Here is a 20,515-nt window from a genome sequence, read left to right as displayed (position 1 = left end):
TAATATGTCACCTATAGCTTATAGGAAACATGTTATCTAGGTGTTTTTTCTTTGTCTCACCAAATGGGGCCAGACCAAATCCTAATACACATGTTAAAAAGAGCACTTTACAAAAGTGCTCTTTTTACTTTGCCAGCCACTGAACCTATAATGAAGTGAGATTTTAACTTATGAATAACTTGCGGAATCCTTTCCAATAATACAAATAGATTGGTAACAGCCAATCTGTATCCATAATGAATCTCTGATTTTCTTGAATTTTCCCTGAGGCAAGGTAGCTATTTTTTAGCTACCTTCTTGTATGAACTTCAAACATATGCACATACTATTAACGGAATGTTTGAATCATTGTCATTGAAAATGTTCAGCACTTCCGCTCCTTAAGAGAACAGTCCACGCAACTGTTCTCTTTTTTATTTTATTTTTCTATAAATATCAAATGAAAAAGCATAAATATCTCCTCAACGATCAATAGCATTGCAACATTCTCAACGTTTCCTCAACAATTTTTCAATATTTTTTATGGACAATAGCACACTTTCTCAGCAGTTTTAATATCTTAATATTAAATACTGTAAGGAGGTATTGGAAAATGACTTGGTTTATTATCATAGGATTTTTGCTTATTTTAATTATAAGCGGTTTTCATGCACATAGTATTCATATCATTTTCAGAATAGGTTCAGATACAAAAGCTGTGCCAAGTTGGTCTTTCATTAATAGAATAAACTTCCAAACATTTAAAGAATTAATAAAAAGACCGAATAAGGATAAACTCAAAAGCCTTACAATAGGAGAACTTGTTATTCCTTTAAGTTTCTTTAACAGATTATTTAGCAAAACGTTAATTTTTCTATTCCTATTCTTTTACTCGCAATACTTAAACTAAACGCAATATGAGATGAGTTAAAAACTAACAATCGCTAAACGTAGCAAACAACCGACCGAATATTATAAACTGGAACCAAAAAGTTAAACACAAACTTAAGTGCCATTTGAATGTGAGTCCGGTATTGTACTGGACTCATTTCTTTTAACTTCACTTTAATTTTTTTGTGATTATAATAATCTAAATAGTTATCTGATTCCATCTTATAATGTTCCATACTTCGTATTCTTTAAGATACATTACGCTTACTCTTGTTATATAATTTCTTCTCTTTTTGAACTAAGGCCTTTAACTTTTTTAAATAATCAATTTCCATACGTAAACGTTCATTTTCTTCTTCTAATGCTTCTATATCCCCTTCAATAGCTGCATTACTTAACTTAGATCTTGTATTTTCCATGGCTGGACCCCCTTTCTTCTTTTCATATAGGAAATCCACGCCTTTTAAATCAAATATTTCCTTCCACCTACGAACCAATAAACTCCTTAACAAAAACTGTTTATTTATTTCATTTATCGTCATTCTATTTCTAAAAATTTCAGATACATCCTTTGAAAAGTCCTCTTTGTATTCATTCCATATTTATCTCTCGCAAATAAATCGTAGTACATCTTATATCCAACACATTTATAGGCCTTAATGGTATTTTTAACAAAAGCTTCGTGAATTTAAATAGACATACCACTTTAATCTGTCAACTCCATCTATATTGATAAATATGAAACACCTAATATATTTGACATTTCAATGACTTATAACAGGAAAATATATACATCCAATGAATCCTGATGTATCTTTGCTTTGTAAGTCATAGTTAGTTGGCCAACTTTCAATGCAATTTAACAATAAAAAGTAAGGGGGACCTAAAATGAATCAAGTATTAAAGAAAAGTAAGAAAAAAATGATGTATCTATTTGGTTCACTTCTAATTTCTCTATCAATGTTTTCAACTACAAGCTTTGCAGCTACAGAAGGTGCTGTAAAAAGTGTTACAAATAGTAACTATACCGGGATTTCAGCTGATATAAATCTACCAAAGTCAGTTGTTGTTAAGGATGGATATGTAAATTGGTATTTAGGTATTGGAGCATCTAAAGTTGAAGGTGGTATTTCAAAAACACCAAGTGGATATAAAGTATTTCTTAATTCAGGATATAATGAATCCGGTCAAAACAGTAAGTATTGGAATACACAGTATGATACATCAATTAAAGATGGTGATCGAGTAAATCTTAAATTAGTTAATAACGGAAATGGTACAGTTACTATGTATGTAAATGGAAGCCCTAGATACGCAAATCAGCCTGTATATGGTACATTTTCTCAATATGAACCAGTAAAAATGGTTCAGGGTGTGGAAGATACTGGACGTAATTCTTTTAGCCAATCTAGCTTTTCAAACGTGCTACTAAGAGCAGATATGTCTGGATCTACCTATAAAAATTGGAACAGTTCAATTTCTTCTTCATTCTCTAGACACGGTACTTATGGTAGCAATTTCACAGTTTATTCACAAGTACCATTAAGCGCAAGTTTACGTTAAGTATGCTATTTGCATAATAATGTTTTTAAGAAAAAAATAGCTGCACTTTTGTGCAGCTACTTTTTATATGCAATAAATCAGTAATAGATATTCGAGCTGCAATAAATGCCCCTTTTATACTTTGGCTTCCTCGAATTTAATAGCACTTTATCGCGTGCCCTATCATTAAACTTAACGTATCGAGATTAACCTTCTACTTACTTCAATATGTTTTACCATTATTGGATTATACCTTCTAACGATTAAGATAACCACAATATGGACACGCATTAGGAAATAAGAATCATAATATAGAGCATTGCCACCTAATTGTATGTTGTATCAAAGAAGACAGGCCTTTCAAACATGATTATCTCTTTAAAAGGCATAGGTTCTAAAAATATTTTTTTATTACAGTATGTAATCAACTTTATAGACCCCATGAAAAAACACATAATTTTTGATAAAGGAAGTAAAGCCCATGTTACCTTGCCAAGGCACGTGCAATCAACATGTAGATTTTGAGGTTTTAATTACAGCTCCTGAAGGATATATAATTAATGATACGAATTACACCGTTGCCGTTACATGGAATACAGAGCGATTCAAATGTACATTTGAACCATGTACAATGCAAACACCGAACCCTTGCCTACTACAAACCAATTCACCAGATGCTTCCTGTCCAGTACATAGTGTTCGTATATATGGCGTACTATTTCTCCTGTTCAAAATCAATATGGACAAGGACCAGCAGCTTTTTCTAAATGGCACAAATTCTCCATTAATGAGATTGTTTTTTACACAACTGATTCTAATTGCTGCTTTAATTTTAGTGGGTTTAAACTTAAGAGTTTAACAGTCACGCCACAAGATGAAAATACATTTATCTTAAATGGAACCCTTTCTCTTTCACCTAATCAACCCGTAGCATTGCTAGGAAACAAAACAACCAATGAAATCACTATTTTTGATACAGCACAACAACTATCCACAGGAACGATTTCCATCAACAATCCAGCAGACGCTACATTTACACCTGATGGGCAATTCATCTATATTGCTCAGCCGGAACAATATACAGTTACAATTCTTAACTCCGTTGACTATACCGTAAATACAGTAATAACAGTTGGAAAATCACCTATAAGCATTGCAATATAAAAACTCTACCAAATCACTAAAGGAATCTCCTTTTCCCTATCGAATTATTATAGAGGAAAGGAGATGTATGCATGGAAATCCTAGGACTAGATACCCGCGCATTAGCGACGTTAGGTGCACTTGAATACACAAATCGTCGCAATAAATTAATAGACGACTCAGAGAATAGCATATACGAGTGTAAAGAAATGAAAGAAATACTTCAATCACTTCCTAAAGAGAAACGGATTGAGGTTCTTGAGAATCAAGCATACTTTGAAGCAGTAGCAAAGATGATTGAACAAAACAATTTAATTCTTTTAGAACAGATGAAAGCTTTACAACTAATTCAGAAATAATAAACTAATGATTAATTAATTTTACATATATTCCTATAATAAATGTACCTTTATCTATACAACCAGCCCCTACTTTTCAGGGGCTTTTGATAAGTTCTATTGAAAATAAATACGTAGACCTTATTTAATTACACTGCTTTGAAATGTACAGAAATTATATGAGCAATATTTTCTTATCTACACAGTAATTCTTACAAAATGAAATTATTATATATAAATAAAAAAGTTCCTTACTTTATAAAAGGAACTTTTTTTGCATGTTCTTAACCTACAAACCTAAAATTTCTACAATCCGACGAGCTTTAGCATTTCCAATATAATAATATACTTCTAATCCTTTTCTTTCTGTATGGGGTACAGTTCTTCTCAATTTTGATAAATGCTGTGAAACAGTAGATTGAGGGAGCCTTATTATTTCCGTTAACTGTGTAACATTGTATTTTTTATGATGCATTAATTCATTTACAATTTGTAATCTTACTGGATGAGCCATAACCTTTAACAAATCTACATTCTCTTCCGAAATTTCTTTTATATCCCAATCATTTTTTAATGCTATCATTTCACATTCCCCTTTATTATTTATTTCTATTTTCCTATTATCCTTATACATAGTACTTATAGATGAATACCTTTTATCCTGTTGAGAAAATATTTCTTATCTGCTTTGTAGCCTAAATAAGAGATTATTTTTACAAAAATAACAATAATAAATACTATTTAAACCAAAATTAAACCGAATTTAATTAATAGAATATTCCGTCTTATATTGAAAAATGCTGTTTGATAGGTTTTAATAGAGGAAAACTCTGCTATGATACTAATTGCTATATAGTATCTATGGAGAGGATGAGACTGAACAATGAATGTTCAATTAAAGGGACACGAACAAATAAATCATTTATTAAATGAATGGTATCAGGAAATTAGAGCCAGACATGTAGATGCCGCTCAATTACTGAAACAAGAAATTGAAAATAAAATCCAAGATATAGAAGAAAATCAAACCATACTATTATACTACTCACTTCTTGATTTTAGACACCAATATCTAGTTGATAGTTTAAGTATTTCTAAAGATAGTTTTAAACAATGTGATGCTTACGAGACTCCTACAGATGACTTCCTTTCATACTATTATCACTTCTTTAAAGCAATACATTCGAATGTTACGGGTAATCATAGTCTTGCAAGAATACATTTTGATAAAGCTGAAAGTTTATTATCAACAATACCTGACGAAATTGAATACGCTGAATTCCATTATGAATTGGCTGTTTTCTACTGTCATACACATAAATCGATCTTATGTATTAATCATGTTATGAAAGCTAAAGATATCTTTTCAAAACACATGGGATATGAATTAAAAGTTGCTTTTTGCAATAACTTATACGGGCTGGCATGTACTCATTTAAGAGAGTGGGAATTAGCCGAAGAACATTATATTTCAGCGATGGATGCATTCCAAAAAGAAAATTTAGAATACAATATTTTAATTGTCCGTCACAATCTAGGATTTATGTATGCTACACAAAACCTTTCTGAGTTAGCATTACGATATTTATCTGAAGTTAATCAAAAACTACCAAGTGATTATAAAGCTTTATTTATTGAGGCAAGAGAACATTATAAATTAGGAGAAAACCAATTAGCTCAAGAGCTAATTGAAAAGGGACTACAACTTTCCACTCAGTTATGTATTGAAGGTTATATACATCACTTTAATATTTTAGAAAAAATGAACCTTAATAGTTGTGCAAGTGATGTAGAAAAAGCCATTTTAGAAGGAATTTCTTATTTTGAACGCGAAGAACTATATGAGTATATAAATGAATATACTGAAAAATTAGCAACCCAATTTTATAAAGAAAATAATCATGTAAAAGCAAGCTATTACTTTTATGAAGCTAGCAAAGCCAGTGAAAAAAAGTTTAAAAAAGGAGCATTAAAATGAGAAAATTAGCGGTTAGCTTACTTGGTATCTTAATTGTTGTCACAGTAACTTTTGGATCGAGTTCTTCAACAGGTACTCAAAGTACGGTAAATATTATCAAATATTCACATGGACATACTGGATAAGAAAAGGAAGGATTACACCTTCCTTTTCCTTGTATATTCCTTGTATATTCCCTTTATAAGCCCATTAAAATTGTGGATATCAAAACAAAGACGTTAAAAATCTAAACCTGCGTAAATGGGACTGCCCTTCTTGTCGTACTCACCATGATAGGGATATTAACGCAAGTATTAATCTAAAGAATAAAGCGATAAGGCTTCTAACCGCAAGGACCGCGGAGATAGCCTAATAAATTAGAGTTCGATAGAACTCTTTACTTAGGAATCCCCCTCTTCTAAATGAAGTGAAAGTGGGGATAGTTCAATAATCTAAGTATGAATTATAAAGTATGTTCGTTTAAAATTGTCACAATATAATTTTTATATTAGACGTTTTTAATTACTCGTGAAACATTTGCAAACGTTTTAACCGTTATTTATAAGATAAATACCCCCTCTAAATATAAGATTTACTTATTTTAGATTCTTTCTCTCATAGTAGTAATGTCGAATAAAGTCGAATTTTTATATTTTTTCTTTATTTTCTGGTTGTAAACGTTTTATTTTCATGTTACCATCTTAATCAAACATTAGATGGTAATAAAACTTAAAGTATTTCTTTCCCTTAGAGACATATAAACGTTCGGTAATACCATGAAAATAAGGCCAAAGAAATATGAGTTACCTGATAAAAGATTTAATAGGATTTTTACCACCTTAATTTTCTGTTAATTCAGAATGTAAAACTTTAACATTTTGTCCCTAAACAAAATTTAAATTTAAGTGTGGTAAACTCAAAAAGCTAAATCACCCACCCAAATTAATAAATGATATATCCTATTATATCTAGCGATCAGTCATGAGAAATAGATTTCTTCCTAAGAAAACTTAGCCCATTATTAAAAAGTGTCTGAATTTCTATTTTTATTACCATCTATTGTTGATAACATATTTACCAACTATAAAAAAGAACCTATTGAAGGTTCTTTTTTATTATAATCATTAGCATTTCAATTATTGATAATCATTGGTGATAAATAAATTATGGATGAAGCGCCAGGGCCATCGCATCAAAATAATTCTGACTGGCACGCTGACTCACTTCGGCTTCAGGCACAAGTACTTCAAAGCAATGGAAGCAGCCAGGGTATAGATGATATTCAACGTCTACTCCTGCTTGTGCAAGTCGTGTTACATATTCAATGGTTTCATCTCGGAATAAATCGAGTTGACCAACACATGTATAAGTTGGCGGTAGCCCTGCTAAGTTGTCTGCTCTCGAAGGTACGGCATAGGGAGATGGTTCGTTAGTATCGTTCTCCTTGCCCAAGTACATACCCCAAGCCGTCAAATTGTTTGCTCTATTCCATGTTGCGTTGTCTTCTATAATCTCGTAGCTTGATGGTGTTATGTTGCGGCTATCAAGCATTGGATACAGCGGCATCTGAAAAACAATAGATGAACCTCCTTTATCACGAGCCATTAACGCAAGTGCTGCTGTTAGTCCACCGCCTCCACTTGCACCGGCGATTGCAACACGATTCACATCAATACCAAGCGATTCTGCCTCATTTGTCATCCAAACCAAGCCTGCATAGCAATCTTCAATAGCCGCTGGATAAGGATGCTCGGGCGCAAGTCGATAATCGACAGACACAACAACGCATTCAGCAGTCTGAACAAAGCGTTCACACAAAACATCGTCCATATCAGGGTGGCCCATTACGTATCCACCACCGTGAATCCACAGCATAGCTGGAAGTTTATCAAGATTTTTCTCAACGGGTTCGTAAATTTTAACTAACATCTCGCCGGCTGCGCCAGGAATCATTCGCTTGGTCATATGTACAAGCTCTGATTTTTCCAAATGTGGATTCGACAAGAGACTTCGACTCGCCTCTAAATCCTCCTCTAATTGAAAGCCTGGAAATTGTGAGAAAGCCTGTTTTAATTCTGGTAATACTCGACTGTCAATTTTCATTTCAATTCCTCCAATTAAATAATGAAACTTGATGCAATCCTTATGGAATAATTAACGGAATAGATGTGTCTCCTGTTCTCCTTCAGCTTCCCATTTGGCAATTTCCTCTCTTACACGAGGGGCAACTTCTGTTCCAAGCAATTCTATGGCACGCATGACTTGATCATGTGGCATGGTACTTAATGGTACATACATCATAAAGCGTGTAATCCCTACATGCTTACGAAGATGGATGATTTTTTCGGCGACTGTATCTGGATCACCAACATACAACGCCCCTTCAAAACTTCGTGCAGCATCAAAGCTGGAACGATCATAATAAGGCCACCCCCGCTCTTTACCAAGTTTATTCATGCCTGCCTGAGTGGAAGGGAAAAATGTATCTGCTGCCAATTCCGTATTCTCTCCAACAAATCCAATCGAATGAGATCCCACCTGAAGTTTTGATACATCATGACCAGCGTGAGCCGCCGCTTTCTTATATAGCTGTACAATTCGTGCAAAGTGCATTGGGCTACCACCAATAATCGCCAGCATAAGTGGTAATCCCAGAAAACCGGCACGGATAGCAGATTCCTGATTCCCACCGCTACCAACCCATATCGGTAAAGGATTTTGAACAGGTCTTGGATACACACCTAAATTATTGATTGCTGGTCGATGCCCGCCTTCCCAAGTCACTTTTTCGGACTGACGTATTTTGAGCAGTAGGTCCAAATGTTCTTCAAACAGTTCATCATAGTCCTTCAATTCATAGCCAAACAGTGGAAAAGATTCGATAAAGGAACCACGACCCGCCATAATCTCTGCACGTCCATTTGAAATGCCATCCAGTGTAGAGAAATCCTGAAAAACACGTACAGGATCAGCTGAAGAAAGCACGGTTACTGCACTCGCAAGCCGTATCTTTTTCGTTTGTGGTGCCGCCGCTGATAGAACCATCGCTGGAGAGGATGCTGCATAATCCTTCCTATGGTGCTCACCAACACCAAACACATCAAGTCCTACTTGATCAGCAAGAACGATTTCTTCAACAACTTCACGCAACCGCTGTGCGTGACTTATCACTTCACCACTATGAACATCTGGTTTCGTTTCTACAAAAGACGTAATACCTATTTCCATTTGTTATCTCTCCTAGTCCAATTAGATTGTAAGTCAAAAAAATTAATCATTTCCTTTATGGTAGTAACATGTTTCTCATATTGGATAACACACGTTTATTTCATAAAATCTTAACTCGTCTGGTCATAGCCCAAAAAAGAAGAGCGAAAGCACTGACAGAGGCTCCGAGTAAGGAAACCCCTCCCCAGCCAAAGTGTGCGTATATTTGAGTCGAAGCAATTGAACCACCAGCACTGCCGATAGAATAAAACACCATATATCCAGCAGTAAGTCGACTCCGTGCTTCTGTATGCAATGGAAGAATCATGGTTTGATTCGTGACATGTATTGCTTGTACGGCCAAATCAAGTAGAACTATCCCTATCACTAATGCGATTAATGACTGCTCCATATAGCTGATGAACAACCATGAAATCAATAATAGAGCTAAAGCAATGCCTGTCGTTCGTTGTCCGTAACCTTGATCGGCCAATTTCCCTGCCCGTGCCGCAGCTAAGGCTCCAGCCACACCTACAAGACCGAATGCGCCAATTGCACTATGAGATAGAGCAATTGGCGGTGTACTAAGTGGCAGTACTAGTGAAGTCCACAAAATGCTGAAATCAGCAAAAATCAGCATGGCTAGAACGGAGCGAACGCGTAACGTTCGTTCTTGAATAAATAAAGTAAGCACCGATCTAATCAACTGAGGGTAGGATAGCGATTTTACCTCGCGCTCAACATTGGGCAACATCTTTATAAACATAAAAACCATCAAGAGCATGAGCGCAGCAGAAAATAGATATACAGAACGCCATCCCGCAACATCTGTTAATATACCAGCAAAAGTACGTGCGAGAAGTATGCCAATAACTATCCCACTTGTTACAATGCCAACGACACGTCCCCTTTCTGTTGGGGAAGCGATGGGCGCTGCAAACGCCACGAGAGTCTGTGTCACAACTGCAAGCAGCCCCACCAAAGCCATACCTGCGAAAAGTACCATGCTGGAGGAAGCAGTACCAACTATAACCAGAGCTGTTGTAGATAATAGCATTTGACCGACAATTAGACGTCGCTGGTTTAGCAAATCTCCAAGCGGTACTAGTAGCAGTAAGCCCACTCCATAAAAAATTTGTGTAACGGTAATAACAACACCAATAATGGAATGGTTAATACCAAACTCATTAGATAGTTGATCAAGCAACGGCTGTGCAAAGTAAATATTGGCAACAGACATTCCACAGGCAGCCGCAAACAATAATGCCAAAGCGTGAGACATGGATGGCTGTTGATTCAAATTAGGTTTTGTTATGGAAGATTTATGACTTATCTTAGTGTAGAGTGGATCATCATCTATATTTGTCTCTGTTTTGAACATACCTTAACCTCCAATCACATTAGATTCTTAACCATAACATACCGTTCGGTACAATATGATTACTGGTAAATATAACTTAGTCTTATTCATGATGTCAACGATTTTTGAACTAAAGTTTATGTTGCATTAAATGAATGCAGCTTGATTTGACATAAAGAATGGCTAATTATATAATAATTACATACTGTTTGGTAATAAAAGAACAATTGTATTTACCTACACGCCTATCCTAAAACAATTAATAAAATCAAAGTTTGAGAAGGAGAATTCTTAATGGCAAGAACCCGTGAATTTGATGAGGATCAAGTTTTAGATGCAGCAATGCAGTTATTTTGGGAGAAGGGATATGAGGCTACCTCATTAAGTGATCTTACTTCTAGAATGGGCATTCAACGCCCTAGTATTTATTCGACCTTTGGAGATAAGAAAGAATTGTTTGAAGCCGCACTTCGTAGATATACAATGTCTCGGGCCTCTGATATAAGAAATAGGCTTCAAAGTCACTCCTCTGTAAAAGAGTCATTTTCTATTTTCTTTGCCGATGTCGTCAATGAAGAATACGCAGAGGATCTTAGTAAAGGTTGTTTTTGTATCAATACAATGGTTGAACTAGCACCTCATGATGAGAGATTTGAAATTTTGACCAGAGAACATCAAATGTACCTCGCCGTCATTTTTCAGGAGACCATCGAACGAGGAATCCAATCAGGTGAGCTGGAAGTCAACACAGATGCAAAGTCTTTGTCACAGGCACTGATTGTAGCGTTAATCGGTCTAACGGTTATAATGAAATCTCGCCCCCAACGTTCATTTGTCGACAATGTAATAGCAGCGACGCTCACATTACTTAAGTGACATGATTGTATATGAAAGTACGAAAACTATACCTTTATAAGGGTAGCGTCACATCTCCATCAAGCTAAGAAATGCAAATACCCCCAGAACGAAATTTTGTTACAATTTAGTACAAAATTTCGTTCTGGGGGTACTATAAAATTTTAGCTTGATAGCGATGTGGTAGGACTCTATATTTGACTCTTTTTCTACACCTAGATATTCTAGAGTTCGTTCTAACATAAGTGCAGCCTGTTGACGTGTGAGTGTGCCATATGGCGTAAACTTAGTAGCTGAAACACCTCCAATAATTCCTGTATCGTATAGGGCTTGTACATCATAATACCGGCTGCGAACGTATTTACATCAAGAAGATTAATGGAGCAAATGATGATTGCCCTAAATTAGTATGATAGCTGTTTTTGCAGAGTTTGAGCATGATATTATTCGTTGAAATTCTCTTCTTAAAGATAATACGTAAATACAAACAAAACCAGCAAAACACCGTTCCTATGTCGTACTGGTTTTGTTGAAGTCCATCTAGAATTGTAGCTAGTTCAACGTAATTGCAAATTCTGAGTTCGGTGCCCCAGCAATTACAACCGTTCCATTCTTCGGCAGTTTTACTTTGTTATTGCCGCTCACGATGGTAAAGTTGACACATACTCCATTCTCATCATACACCGCGAACGCACCCTTCGATGGCAATGTCACGGTCATCATTTTTCCTGCTGCCGCTTGCGGGATCGTAAACCATTTCGCATGCCCATTTGCTTGCAGCGTAACTTTGGTTGATTGACTAGCATCAAGTGGTTTTACGTTGGTTCCACTTACGTATAACAACCCGGCCATTTCCATATATTCATTGCCGCCTTCTGTATAGAAATGCGTTTCCGTCGTATCACGGCCATTCATCACGGGGATCTGGAGCTGATGCGTCGCGGTGTTCGGACCTGTAATTTTTCTGCCCTCCCAATAGCCCGCCAGGCCTTCCTTACGAGTAATTTGTGTGGTAATAAGTTTCGGTTGTACGAGATATTCAATAGAACTAAATTTCTCATTCACGAGATAGAACTTGACACCTTCCCGCTTCGCCCATGCGGCAGCGGTTTTCTTTGATAGCACATTGTCTTCTAGTTTCTCGGCTAAATAGTGAGTCATTGCACTTTGCCCTAATTCTGGTGTCGATTTATATGTGCTCTCCTTCAAATAAGTTCTTCCATTCTTCTCGGTGACAAAGTTGAGCTTAGAAGTACCCTTCTCATTAATAAAGCTTCCATCCGCAGTATATACATATTTTTCTTCTCGATTAGATGGTAAGAACAGTTCTCCATTCTTCGTAATTTCAATTTTGAAATGAGTCTCGCTATTGCCATAAAAGCCCGCTTTCTTTGCCACTTCTTGAGGCATCTTGACCTTGACCGGCTTGCCAAAAGATTTGTTCGGCTTGATGTTCTTAATTGTACCCTTCTCTTTAAGCACGGCGAGCAGCAATTCTGTTGCCAGCAGTTGATTTGTAGAGCTTCGTCCACCGGATGACAACACAGCCGCTGCCATTTTCTGTTCTGGAAGCACGACCAGTATAGCATGTTGCAGTGCCGTGTCTCCGCCCTTAGCCAAGGCTTTTATCCCATATTCACTGAATGGGTATAGTTTCACACTATCCCAGCCAAGACCATAGTTAAAAATATTATCTCCATCCCCCGGCCACATTCCTTTTTTATATTCCTCTTGCTCCATCGCCTTGACTACCTTATCAGAGAGGATCCCTTTTCCCTGTCCCATAAATAATTGTGAGAATCGTACCATATCTTCTGCTGTGGAAGAGACCCCTCCCGTACCAATCACATTCACCGATTCAATTGGAAGCTGCCCTTGGTACGCCGGAAAATAAAGTCCAGCCCGCTTTTCGTCTCTCCATTTGTCCTGTGGCGTTTTTGTATGATTCATCTTTAAGAGTTCTGTAAACCGTTGATGTAGAAATTCGGTAAAGCTCATACCGCTGACTCTTTCCACTAAAATTTCGGCCAGCGTAAAGCCATCGTTGCAGTATACCGAGAACGCGCCAGGTTCTGCTTTCAGGCTCTGGTTGGACAATTGCTGCAACAAGAAATCATGGGAATAGGTATCATTATCGTTAAATAAAAATGCATTACTTAACGTGGAACCTTGCAAGCCGGAGGAGTGATTCAACAACATACGCGGGGTAATGCGTTTGTACCGCCCATCTTTCATCTTAAAATCAGGAACATAGTTGACCACAGGAGCATCCAAATCGACTTTTCCTTCGTCGACCAATTTCATTACAGCCGCTGTTGCATACATTTTACTGACTGAACCAATCCCGTATAGAGTTTCTTTGGTTAGCGGCTGTTCCCCTTCCATATCGTTCTTTCCAGCCTGCCCCGACAAAGTAAGCTTGCCATTATCAATTAGCGCATACTGCACGCTAGTCGTCCCATGGGACTTCGTGAGTAGCGCAGCCTTTTCTGCTGCAATCTTCTTCAGTTCTTGGCTAGCTACTTCTGCGTTAGATACAACTGTAGTCTTACCGTCAGAAAATGCTTTCGCCCCTGTTGGTAGAATCATAGTTAGCGCTAATGTAGCGGCTAATACACCAGTTAGTTTATTTTTCATGAGGGAATTGCCTCCTTAGATAAGTGATCAATTTCATCATTTATTTGTTTAACTATGAAAATATGATAAAATTTATCCGTTCTTCCTTTTGGCCTACTTGCTAAATTCAGCAAGTAAAATATTTTTAAAAGGATCAGGACTCTCAGCATTCAGGCTGTTCAAATTGACAGCTAATGTATGCTTGCCTCCAAGTGTGCCTCCAGCAAAAGTAACAAACCCTGGAATGCTACCTCCGTGTCCCCATATTGAGACACCGTTTGGAAGCTTAGTTTCATAGATTCCAAGACCATATCTGCCAAGTGCAGCTTCTCCTGTTGGAACTGTAGTAAGCATCTGTTTTAGTTGCTGTTCTTTTAGTAATTTACCCCCAAGTAAGTAAGAGAAGAATTTGTTTAAATCATCAGCAGTAGAAATCATATCTCCAGCCGAGCTCCCCATACTTGGGTTATAATAAGTAACATCTTTTGGCTCACTTGCTCCGTCTAGTTGGATATATCCACGTGCATGCTTGGTTCCTGGAATCACGCTTGAATTGCCAGGTAAGAATGTATTCGATAATTCAAGCGGTTCAATAATCCGATTTTCAATCTCTTCCGCATAGCTGTTCCCGGTTACTGTTTCAATAAGGATCCCAAGTAATACGTATCCTGTATTTGAATAAGACCAGCTCTTTCCTGGAGCAAAATCTGGGGGCATCGAAATCCCCATCTTTACTAATTCTTCAGCCCTATACGATTTTTTAGTATCCATAAGATCAAAACTTTTTGACCTTGTGTATTCAGCGATACCACTTGTGTGGTTCAATAATTGCCGGATAGTAATCTGTTTATCATCATACCCGTTTCCTTGAATGACACCAGGCAACCATTTTTCAATAGAGTCGTCTAGATTCAAGCGGTTCTCTTCGGCTAATTGAAGTACAACTGTTGCCGTGAACGTCTTCGTCACGCTACCAATGCGAAAGCGAAAATCTGTTTTCATGGGTTTCTTGCTGCTCAGATTCGCTACCCCAGCCGCATAACTCCATGTTTTTCCACCCTCAGAAGTTTTAGCAAGTATCCCCGGGAATCCAAGTTGTAATGTATCCCGCACTGCTTGCTTGACAGAATTACGATCTCGTTGAGTACTTGTTTGTACCGAACTAGATACACTTTGAGTAGGTTCTGCTTTTACAATTAAGGTTGGCGTTGTGTATAACAGGGAACTTCCAGCTATTAAAAGGGCAAGACTTGCACATGTAATTTGACTACGTGTTTTCATAAGGCATTTCTCTCCTCTATTCATATTGTATAGGTGGTTTCTTGCTATTTCGTATTAACCACACAGCTACCATCTCCACCAATGAAAAAAAGTCAACATTGAATTCGTAATCATTTTCATAATTATTATTTTTACAAACGCCATTCTGTCCTGGGTAAATCCCTCTTTTTCCACATATATGTTAACCACAGAAATTACTTCTTTTCCTTGAAACACTCTTGTTACTGGTCTGTTTTTCATATATAAGTCATATCTGTTCCGCCTTTCACGCCTCTTTATATTTTTATCATACACAATGAAAATTTCTTTTTTCTTACCCATTTCTTACAAATTACTTACGTTCAAAATCGCTTTTATAATAGGGTAGAAGGAGCATCTGTACCGGAAAGTTCAGTAAATATATTAATCAAAAAGAAACACAGAGGTTTTTTATTTCTGTGTTTCTTTTTTCCATCCTTTTAAATATTAAGAGTCAATTTACCCTTAACAGGATGAATTCTGGCTCTTTTCTAATGTAATTTTTCTTCTTCCAATACAACACAAATGACATTGTGCTGCATGAAACACTCCTAACGTTGTTAAAATCACTTGTTTTTAAGTCAAAATTTATTTAACTTAGGGCAGATACTCCATATCCATCAGCTTAAGAAAAATAAACGCCACCAAAACAAAAAAAGCCCCAAATTTTTCTTGAAAATAAGTTGGGGCTTTTGAACCAGAAAAGTATATTTTCAACTATGAAAACTATGTTAATTTTTTCCTTTTTCCTACTTGCTAAATTCAGCAAGTAAAATATTTTTAAAAGGATTAGGACTGCCAGTTCTACCCAAACTATTCCAATTGACGACCAACGTATGCTTGCCTCCAAGTTTACCTCCAACTAGAGTTGTAAACCCTAGAATGCCGCCTGAGTGTCCCCATATCGAGACACCGCTTGGAAGCTTAGTTTCATAGATTCCAAGACCATATCCATCGATTCCTTCTTTTCCTGTAGGAACTGTAGTAAGCATTTGTTTTAGTTGCTGTTCTTTCAGTAATTTGCCACCGAGCAAGTAAGAGAAGAATTTGTTTAAGTCGTCAGCAGTAGAAATCATATCTCCAGCAGAGCTACCTGCACTTGGGTTATAATAAGTAACGTCTTTTAGCTCACTTGCTCCGTCTGGTTGGACATATCCACGGGCATGGTTAGTGCCTGGAATAACACTTGAGTTGCCTGGTAGGAATGTATTCGACAATTCAAGAGGTTCAATAATTCGATTTTCAACCTCTTCCGCATAGCTGTTTCCAGTTACTTTTTCAATAAGGATACCCAGTAATACGTATCCTGTGTTTGAATAAGACCAGCCCTTTCCTGGAGCAAAGTCTGGAGGCAGAGAAACCCCCATCTTCACTAACTCTTCAGCCGTATATGATTTTTTTGTATCCGTAAAATCAGCGTCTTTTGACCTTGAGTATTCAGCGATACCACTTGTATGGTTCAATATGTGCCGGATAGTAATCTTGTTACCATCATATCCATTTCCTTGAATGACACCAGGTAACCATTTTTCGATGTAGTCGTCTAGCTTCAGGCGATTCTCTCCAACTAATTGAAGTACAACTGTTGCGGTGAACGTCTTCGTCACACTCCCAATGCGAAAGCGAAAATCTGTTTTCATTGGTTTCTTGGTTCTCAGATCCGCTATTCCAGCGGCATACCCCCACGTTTTTCCACCCTCAGAAGTTTTAGCAAGTATCCCCGGGTATCCAAGTTGCAATGTATCCCGCATTGCTTGCTTGACGGAAGTATGATCTCGTTGAGTATTTGTTTGTAACGAACTAGATACATTTTGAGTGGGTTCTGCTTTTACAATTGAGGTTGGTGTTGTATATAACAGGGAACTTCCAGCTATTAAAAGGGCCAGACTTGCACATGTAATTTGACTACGTATTTTCATAAGGCATTCCTCTCCTCTATTCATATTGTATAAGTGTTTGCTTACTGTTCCTTACTTCCTGACAAGACTTAAGGAAAGGCCCTCACGCATATAGATTAAAGCCCCAGTACAAAGGTATCTATTAATACCAACAATTTAAGCCATTTAAATCTCCATCCCTTCTATAACAAAATTATTCAAAGGTATGAAAGCATATTATGTACCCTTAGTTATTGTTAGGATTAACACAACATGAGACATAACTCCAACCCATATTTTACTTTATTTATCCATAATATGTATTGAGAAAGAATGTAAATTCGAATCCTTTCCGTACCCCAACTATTAATCGTTTTTTTCACCTATTATAAACTCAACAGAAAACTATTCACTTACGCAAATATACATTAATATCATCCTTGAATTTCAAAATACAAATTATTAATAAAACAAGTAAAGTAGCTATATTAAGAACATTGAAGATATACCCAAAAAACAACACGCCTGTCAGTACATCAGATATAAATCATTCTCTGATTTTTTTCGAGACAGCATAACTTTCTCTAGTATAAATATGCTAATGCAAGAAACTCGTTTTATATATAGCAAACACGTTATATTGATTACTGAAATCTTGTTGAATATATAGGTATGAAGGATGAAAAAATCGAACTCATTAAACAAGAAACAAACTTAACTCAAAAGATGCGTTTTCAGCGATACAAATAGGATTGTACCAAATCGCAAAATGTTTATAACAAGGAGAAAAAGTACAGTTACTTGGTTTTTGAGGACATCCGAAGTCCAGGAACTTGCAGAGCATAACAGTCGTAATCCCAAAACAGGAGAAGCGATGAAGATTCTCCCTTCAAAATTACCAGGTTTTAAAGTCAGCTAAGAACTTAAATATATGGTAAAGTAAAAAAGTATTTCCCTACATATTAGGAAAATACTTTTTTAAAGGAACCTCAAAACTCACACATATCCTATACAGTAAAGGAAGTTTGGTACATGCAATTTTCTATAGACGCGATTCGTAATTTCCTCATACATGATATGGAATCCTATCGTGAAATGCTCCTACAAGAAAATGATTATGACAATATGAAATGGAGCTACACTACATTCATCGATATGAATAATTACCTAAAGAAAACAAATATGGATCAAGAGGAAATTCAAGAGTTATTATCGGTGAGCCGTGAAGGGATCTCTTTTGGATCGGTAACAAAACGTGATATGCTCTTTATACATTCTCTTACTAGTCCAAATCGATGTTTGGAACTAGTGGAAACCTATAAATTAATGGAACGAACAAACGAATACGTTCCCAATATGAAAGAAGAATTGCAATGGCTCAAAGATCGATGGGAAAAAGGGTTTTATATTTTTGTTAATCAATAAATACGTTGTATTTATTAAAGCGCTTACCATAGCAAATGTAGAAGAGTCAAAGAATATGAATATAGCTTAGAAAAAAGCAAATCTTCTTAAAAGGGAAGCTTGCTTTTTTCTTATTTCCCCTTTTCGAGGGGATGAGCAAAAACCACCCTTAGTGAACTTTATTGATATTTTAAAGTCATATTGTTTTAGTGTTTTTATCTGTGAAGAATGAAGACTGGTTTTTATTTAATATCTTCCGAGATAAAAAAGGAGACCTACTAAATAGGTCCCTTTTTTATTCTACATATAAGTTTCATTGCTTTTTGGTTTTGAAATTGTAAGGTATAAAATTGTATATGGCGTTTTCTTAACATTACTATCAATAGCTAATTCGTGGCTCTCAGGATTGCTCACTTTCTTAGCTCTATTATTCTGTTCTTTCGTTTAAAATTCCAATATCCCCATAACTTCTTTCGTAAATAGTTTAAAATCCGTTAAATGTTTTTCAATAATTTGACGAACAATATCTAAATTTACACTTTGATAATCATGAACAGCAATATTTCGAAATCCCACCATCGCCTTTAACTTATTTGCTAGCTCTGCGCTAAGTAATCCTGCTGTAACCAATAAATCAAAAGCCTCTCGACTAGATTGGGGTAGTCCTAATTTTTTCCCAGCAACAATATGCATTGCTAAATCAATACTCGCTTCACAAGCTCTTTGTATATTCAATATTATTGAATCTTGCTTTGTGTAATCCTCCAAATTTTCAGGGTCATTTTCATATACATCTTGGATTCTTTTTATACAGCGCTCTATTGTGGAAATTTTATTTAAAATAACCTCATTCTTCATATATAGAACCTCTTTTCTTTATATCATCGAACACTATCTTGCGTTCCTCATTCAATTTTGAATACATTTTTAAAGTTTTCATTTCAAAAATAATTTTCCGTTCTTCATCAGAACAAAATATTGTCTTTCCCGTATGTATAATCTGAGCTTGAAAAACTGTAGAAGCTTCGGATAAATCAACTAAATCAACATCTCTATGAACAATGTTAGCTAACTCCTGTGCTAATAAAAAACGTTCATAGTTCCCTAAAGTTGTGTCACTTAAATAAGCTATATCAATATCACTATCTTCCCGTTCTCTGTTCTCAGCCGTTGATCCAAACACAATTATCCAATAGGGATTCACCGTCTCTTGTAATTTTTCTATAATAGCTGTTATCATGCTTTGAAAAATCATTTAATTAATCCCCCTTATTATACTTGAGTTTTATTATATCATAACCATTACGAAATCCATTAAGCTACAACAAATACTTGAACCCCCCCCACTTTCACCTCGTTTAGAAGAGGGGGATTCCTGACAGCCCTTGCTCGAAGCCAATACATCTCCCATCTACTCACTTCGCGTTCCTTGAGGAAGAAGTCTTCTTGGCTAAAATAATAAAAAAAATTAAACCTTATTAGTACTTAAAGCACCTAAAAATTACGTACTTATCTCTGTAAAAGCGAAAAAACTGACAATAACTGTCAGTTTTTTGTTTTTGAAACTCTAAACAAATAAGGGATATATTTCTCTAACAATGGCGTCTTTTATATGTTAATTCACCTTTAATTTTTCTTTTACTTTTGTAGGGAGATCGTCTTTCTTAATCTCTTCCCAAGATTTCACACCTTTTTCTTCCGAGTAATATATAAGTAAAAATGCTTCTTTACGAAGATTTTTTAATGCTGTAAACTCCATTTCTTTCTCTTTACCATCCTTATCAAATCCAGATAATTTATATTGGTAAGTTGTATCCCCATTTACATTTTTCTCTTTTAATTGTTCACCATCCTTGGTAATTTGCACATAATATGTATCTGTACCGAGACGGTTTAAGTTACAACCTGTTAATAATACTGTAAAGAAAACAACAACACTACACATGAGCATAATTCGTTTCATATTATTCACCTCACATCTCTTTTCACAAAAATTATATCCTAATCTTCTTAATAGCAAAATTCATTTATGTGACACTAACATTAC

The 20,515-nt window shown here is 36.0% G+C and carries 19 protein-coding genes and 3 pseudogenes; 9 read left to right on the top strand and 13 right to left on the bottom strand.

What is annotated here, in order from left to right; translation table 11 throughout:
- Window positions 1–592 precede the first annotated feature (592 nt).
- On the top strand, window positions 593–889 hold the full coding sequence (locus JDS81_RS26840) for a hypothetical protein (RefSeq protein ID WP_097953827.1): 297 nt from the start codon (window positions 593–595) through the stop codon (window positions 887–889).
- A gap of 112 nt (window positions 890–1,001) precedes the next feature.
- Here JDS81_RS26840 and JDS81_RS31145 read toward each other — a convergent pair.
- Together JDS81_RS31145 and JDS81_RS26830 are read right to left on the bottom strand one after the other, a co-directional pair.
- A pseudogene (locus JDS81_RS31145) lies at window positions 1,002–1,126 on the bottom strand (IS3 family transposase); the annotation flags it as partial.
- Window positions 1,119–1,289 carry a hypothetical protein gene (locus tag JDS81_RS26830; protein ID WP_179864506.1) on the bottom strand — a complete coding sequence of 57 codons (171 nt, stop codon included), beginning with the start codon at window positions 1,287–1,289 and terminating at the stop codon, window positions 1,119–1,121. The pseudogene JDS81_RS31145 and the gene JDS81_RS26830, both read right to left, overlap by 8 nt.
- Before the next feature lie 469 nt (window positions 1,290–1,758).
- Between JDS81_RS26830 and JDS81_RS26825 the strand changes: the two genes are divergently transcribed.
- The 3 genes from JDS81_RS26825 (at window position 1,759) to JDS81_RS26815 (ending at window position 3,914) form a co-directional block, all read left to right on the top strand.
- Window positions 1,759–2,433, top strand: coding sequence for a hypothetical protein (locus JDS81_RS26825; protein WP_097953829.1), 675 nt, complete (start codon window positions 1,759–1,761; stop codon window positions 2,431–2,433).
- A 460-nt stretch (window positions 2,434–2,893) separates the two neighbouring features.
- Entirely contained in the window at window positions 2,894–3,271 is a 378-nt protein-coding gene (locus JDS81_RS30615) for a hypothetical protein (RefSeq protein ID WP_242481407.1), read from the top strand.
- Between the two features lie 376 nt (window positions 3,272–3,647).
- Entirely contained in the window at window positions 3,648–3,914 is a 267-nt protein-coding gene (locus tag JDS81_RS26815) for a hypothetical protein (protein ID WP_000404246.1), read from the top strand.
- 268 nt (window positions 3,915–4,182) lie between these two features.
- On the opposite strand, the gene JDS81_RS26810 is transcribed toward JDS81_RS26815, so the two are convergent.
- Window positions 4,183–4,476 (bottom strand): ArsR/SmtB family transcription factor, encoded by a 294-nt coding sequence (locus JDS81_RS26810; protein WP_097953830.1) that lies wholly within the window; start codon window positions 4,474–4,476, stop codon window positions 4,183–4,185.
- A 300-nt stretch (window positions 4,477–4,776) separates the two neighbouring features.
- On the opposite strand from JDS81_RS26810, the gene JDS81_RS26805 reads away from it, so the two are divergent.
- Both JDS81_RS26805 and JDS81_RS26800 read left to right on the top strand, forming a co-directional pair.
- Window positions 4,777–5,871: a Rap family tetratricopeptide repeat protein gene (locus tag JDS81_RS26805; protein WP_097953831.1), complete on the top strand. Its 1,095-nt coding sequence runs from the start codon at window positions 4,777–4,779 to the stop codon at window positions 5,869–5,871.
- A 196-nt stretch (window positions 5,872–6,067) separates the two neighbouring features.
- Window positions 6,068–6,223: pseudogene (locus tag JDS81_RS26800) on the top strand (zinc ribbon domain-containing protein); the annotation flags it as partial.
- A 791-nt stretch (window positions 6,224–7,014) separates the two neighbouring features.
- On the opposite strand, the gene JDS81_RS26795 reads toward JDS81_RS26800, so the two are convergent.
- From JDS81_RS26795 to JDS81_RS26785, 3 genes are all read right to left on the bottom strand, one after another.
- Entirely contained in the window at window positions 7,015–7,953 is a 939-nt protein-coding gene (locus tag JDS81_RS26795; protein ID WP_097953832.1) for an alpha/beta hydrolase, read from the bottom strand.
- 51 nt (window positions 7,954–8,004) lie between these two features.
- Window positions 8,005–9,078: an LLM class flavin-dependent oxidoreductase gene (locus JDS81_RS26790; protein WP_097953833.1), complete on the bottom strand. Its 1,074-nt coding sequence runs from the start codon at window positions 9,076–9,078 to the stop codon at window positions 8,005–8,007.
- Between the two features lie 100 nt (window positions 9,079–9,178).
- On the bottom strand, window positions 9,179–10,438 hold the full coding sequence (locus JDS81_RS26785) for an MFS transporter (RefSeq protein ID WP_097953834.1): 1,260 nt from the start codon (window positions 10,436–10,438) through the stop codon (window positions 9,179–9,181).
- Window positions 10,439–10,711: 273 nt separating this feature from the next.
- Between JDS81_RS26785 and JDS81_RS26780 the strand changes: the two genes are divergently transcribed.
- On the top strand, window positions 10,712–11,293 hold the full coding sequence (locus JDS81_RS26780) for a TetR/AcrR family transcriptional regulator (protein ID WP_087968765.1): 582 nt from the start codon (window positions 10,712–10,714) through the stop codon (window positions 11,291–11,293).
- Between the two features lie 99 nt (window positions 11,294–11,392).
- On the opposite strand, the pseudogene JDS81_RS31140 reads toward JDS81_RS26780, so the two are convergent.
- The 4 genes and pseudogenes from JDS81_RS31140 to JDS81_RS26760 all read right to left on the bottom strand — a co-directional run.
- Window positions 11,393–11,602, bottom strand: a pseudogene (locus JDS81_RS31140) (S-layer homology domain-containing protein); the annotation flags it as partial.
- 222 nt (window positions 11,603–11,824) lie between these two features.
- Window positions 11,825–13,909: a serine hydrolase domain-containing protein gene (locus JDS81_RS26770; protein ID WP_097953835.1), complete on the bottom strand. Its 2,085-nt coding sequence runs from the start codon at window positions 13,907–13,909 to the stop codon at window positions 11,825–11,827.
- A gap of 93 nt (window positions 13,910–14,002) precedes the next feature.
- Window positions 14,003–15,169: a serine hydrolase domain-containing protein gene (locus JDS81_RS26765; RefSeq protein WP_097953836.1), complete on the bottom strand. Its 1,167-nt coding sequence runs from the start codon at window positions 15,167–15,169 to the stop codon at window positions 14,003–14,005.
- A gap of 767 nt (window positions 15,170–15,936) precedes the next feature.
- Complete coding sequence (locus JDS81_RS26760) at window positions 15,937–17,106, bottom strand: serine hydrolase domain-containing protein (RefSeq protein WP_097953837.1); 1,170 nt, start codon at window positions 17,104–17,106, stop codon at window positions 15,937–15,939.
- A gap of 727 nt (window positions 17,107–17,833) precedes the next feature.
- Here JDS81_RS26760 and JDS81_RS26755 point away from each other — a divergent pair.
- The gene (locus JDS81_RS26755) at window positions 17,834–17,983 is read left to right on the top strand and encodes an HU family DNA-binding protein (RefSeq protein ID WP_142316329.1); all 150 of its coding nucleotides are present in this window, start codon (window positions 17,834–17,836) and stop codon (window positions 17,981–17,983) included.
- 113 nt (window positions 17,984–18,096) lie between these two features.
- The gene (locus JDS81_RS26750; protein WP_097953838.1) at window positions 18,097–18,489 is read left to right on the top strand and encodes a hypothetical protein; all 393 of its coding nucleotides are present in this window, start codon (window positions 18,097–18,099) and stop codon (window positions 18,487–18,489) included.
- Between the two features lie 423 nt (window positions 18,490–18,912).
- Here JDS81_RS26750 and hepT read toward each other — a convergent pair whose 3' ends face one another.
- The 3 genes from hepT to JDS81_RS26735 all read right to left on the bottom strand — a co-directional run bounded on the left by hepT (window position 18,913) and on the right by JDS81_RS26735 (window position 20,431).
- Window positions 18,913–19,326 carry a type VII toxin-antitoxin system HepT family RNase toxin gene (hepT, locus tag JDS81_RS26745; protein WP_097953839.1) on the bottom strand — a complete coding sequence of 138 codons (414 nt, stop codon included), beginning with the start codon at window positions 19,324–19,326 and terminating at the stop codon, window positions 18,913–18,915.
- Complete coding sequence (gene mntA / locus JDS81_RS26740) at window positions 19,316–19,723, bottom strand: type VII toxin-antitoxin system MntA family adenylyltransferase antitoxin (RefSeq protein ID WP_000577221.1); 408 nt, start codon at window positions 19,721–19,723, stop codon at window positions 19,316–19,318. The genes hepT and mntA overlap by 11 nt, the downstream gene beginning before the upstream one ends.
- Window positions 19,724–20,083: 360 nt before the next feature.
- Window positions 20,084–20,431 (bottom strand): YxeA family protein, encoded by a 348-nt coding sequence (locus JDS81_RS26735; RefSeq protein WP_000822235.1) that lies wholly within the window; start codon window positions 20,429–20,431, stop codon window positions 20,084–20,086.
- Between the last annotated feature and the right edge of the window lie 84 nt (window positions 20,432–20,515).

The sequence above is a fragment of the Bacillus cereus group sp. N31 genome, assembly GCF_016483245.1.
GTDB lineage: Bacteria > Bacillota > Bacilli > Bacillales > Bacillaceae_G > Bacillus_A > Bacillus_A toyonensis.
This window is presented reverse-complemented; position numbering and strand designations above follow the sequence as displayed.

Bases quoted from the DNA above. Each gene is read 5' to 3' on its own strand.
- JDS81_RS26840 (WP_097953827.1), top strand. From the start codon at position 593: ATGACTTGGTTTATTATCATAGGATTTTTGCTTATTTTAATTATAAGC.
- JDS81_RS26830 (WP_179864506.1), bottom strand. From the start codon at position 1,289: ATGGAAAATACAAGATCTAAGTTAAGTAATGCAGCTATTGAAGGGGAT.
- JDS81_RS26825 (WP_097953829.1), top strand. From the start codon at position 1,759: ATGAATCAAGTATTAAAGAAAAGTAAGAAAAAAATGATGTATCTATTT.
- JDS81_RS30615 (WP_242481407.1), top strand. From the start codon at position 2,894: ATGTTACCTTGCCAAGGCACGTGCAATCAACATGTAGATTTTGAGGTT.
- JDS81_RS26815 (WP_000404246.1), top strand. From the start codon at position 3,648: ATGGAAATCCTAGGACTAGATACCCGCGCATTAGCGACGTTAGGTGCA.
- JDS81_RS26810 (WP_097953830.1), bottom strand. From the start codon at position 4,476: ATGATAGCATTAAAAAATGATTGGGATATAAAAGAAATTTCGGAAGAG.
- JDS81_RS26805 (WP_097953831.1), top strand. From the start codon at position 4,777: ATGAATGTTCAATTAAAGGGACACGAACAAATAAATCATTTATTAAAT.
- JDS81_RS26795 (WP_097953832.1), bottom strand. From the start codon at position 7,953: ATGAAAATTGACAGTCGAGTATTACCAGAATTAAAACAGGCTTTCTCA.
- JDS81_RS26790 (WP_097953833.1), bottom strand. From the start codon at position 9,078: ATGGAAATAGGTATTACGTCTTTTGTAGAAACGAAACCAGATGTTCAT.
- JDS81_RS26785 (WP_097953834.1), bottom strand. From the start codon at position 10,438: ATGTTCAAAACAGAGACAAATATAGATGATGATCCACTCTACACTAAG.
- JDS81_RS26780 (WP_087968765.1), top strand. From the start codon at position 10,712: ATGGCAAGAACCCGTGAATTTGATGAGGATCAAGTTTTAGATGCAGCA.
- JDS81_RS26770 (WP_097953835.1), bottom strand. From the start codon at position 13,909: ATGAAAAATAAACTAACTGGTGTATTAGCCGCTACATTAGCGCTAACT.
- JDS81_RS26765 (WP_097953836.1), bottom strand. From the start codon at position 15,169: ATGAAAACACGTAGTCAAATTACATGTGCAAGTCTTGCCCTTTTAATA.
- JDS81_RS26760 (WP_097953837.1), bottom strand. From the start codon at position 17,106: ATGAAAATACGTAGTCAAATTACATGTGCAAGTCTGGCCCTTTTAATA.
- JDS81_RS26755 (WP_142316329.1), top strand. From the start codon at position 17,834: ATGTTTATAACAAGGAGAAAAAGTACAGTTACTTGGTTTTTGAGGACA.
- JDS81_RS26750 (WP_097953838.1), top strand. From the start codon at position 18,097: ATGCAATTTTCTATAGACGCGATTCGTAATTTCCTCATACATGATATG.
- hepT (WP_097953839.1), bottom strand. From the start codon at position 19,326: ATGAAGAATGAGGTTATTTTAAATAAAATTTCCACAATAGAGCGCTGT.
- mntA (WP_000577221.1), bottom strand. From the start codon at position 19,723: ATGATTTTTCAAAGCATGATAACAGCTATTATAGAAAAATTACAAGAG.
- JDS81_RS26735 (WP_000822235.1), bottom strand. From the start codon at position 20,431: ATGAAACGAATTATGCTCATGTGTAGTGTTGTTGTTTTCTTTACAGTA.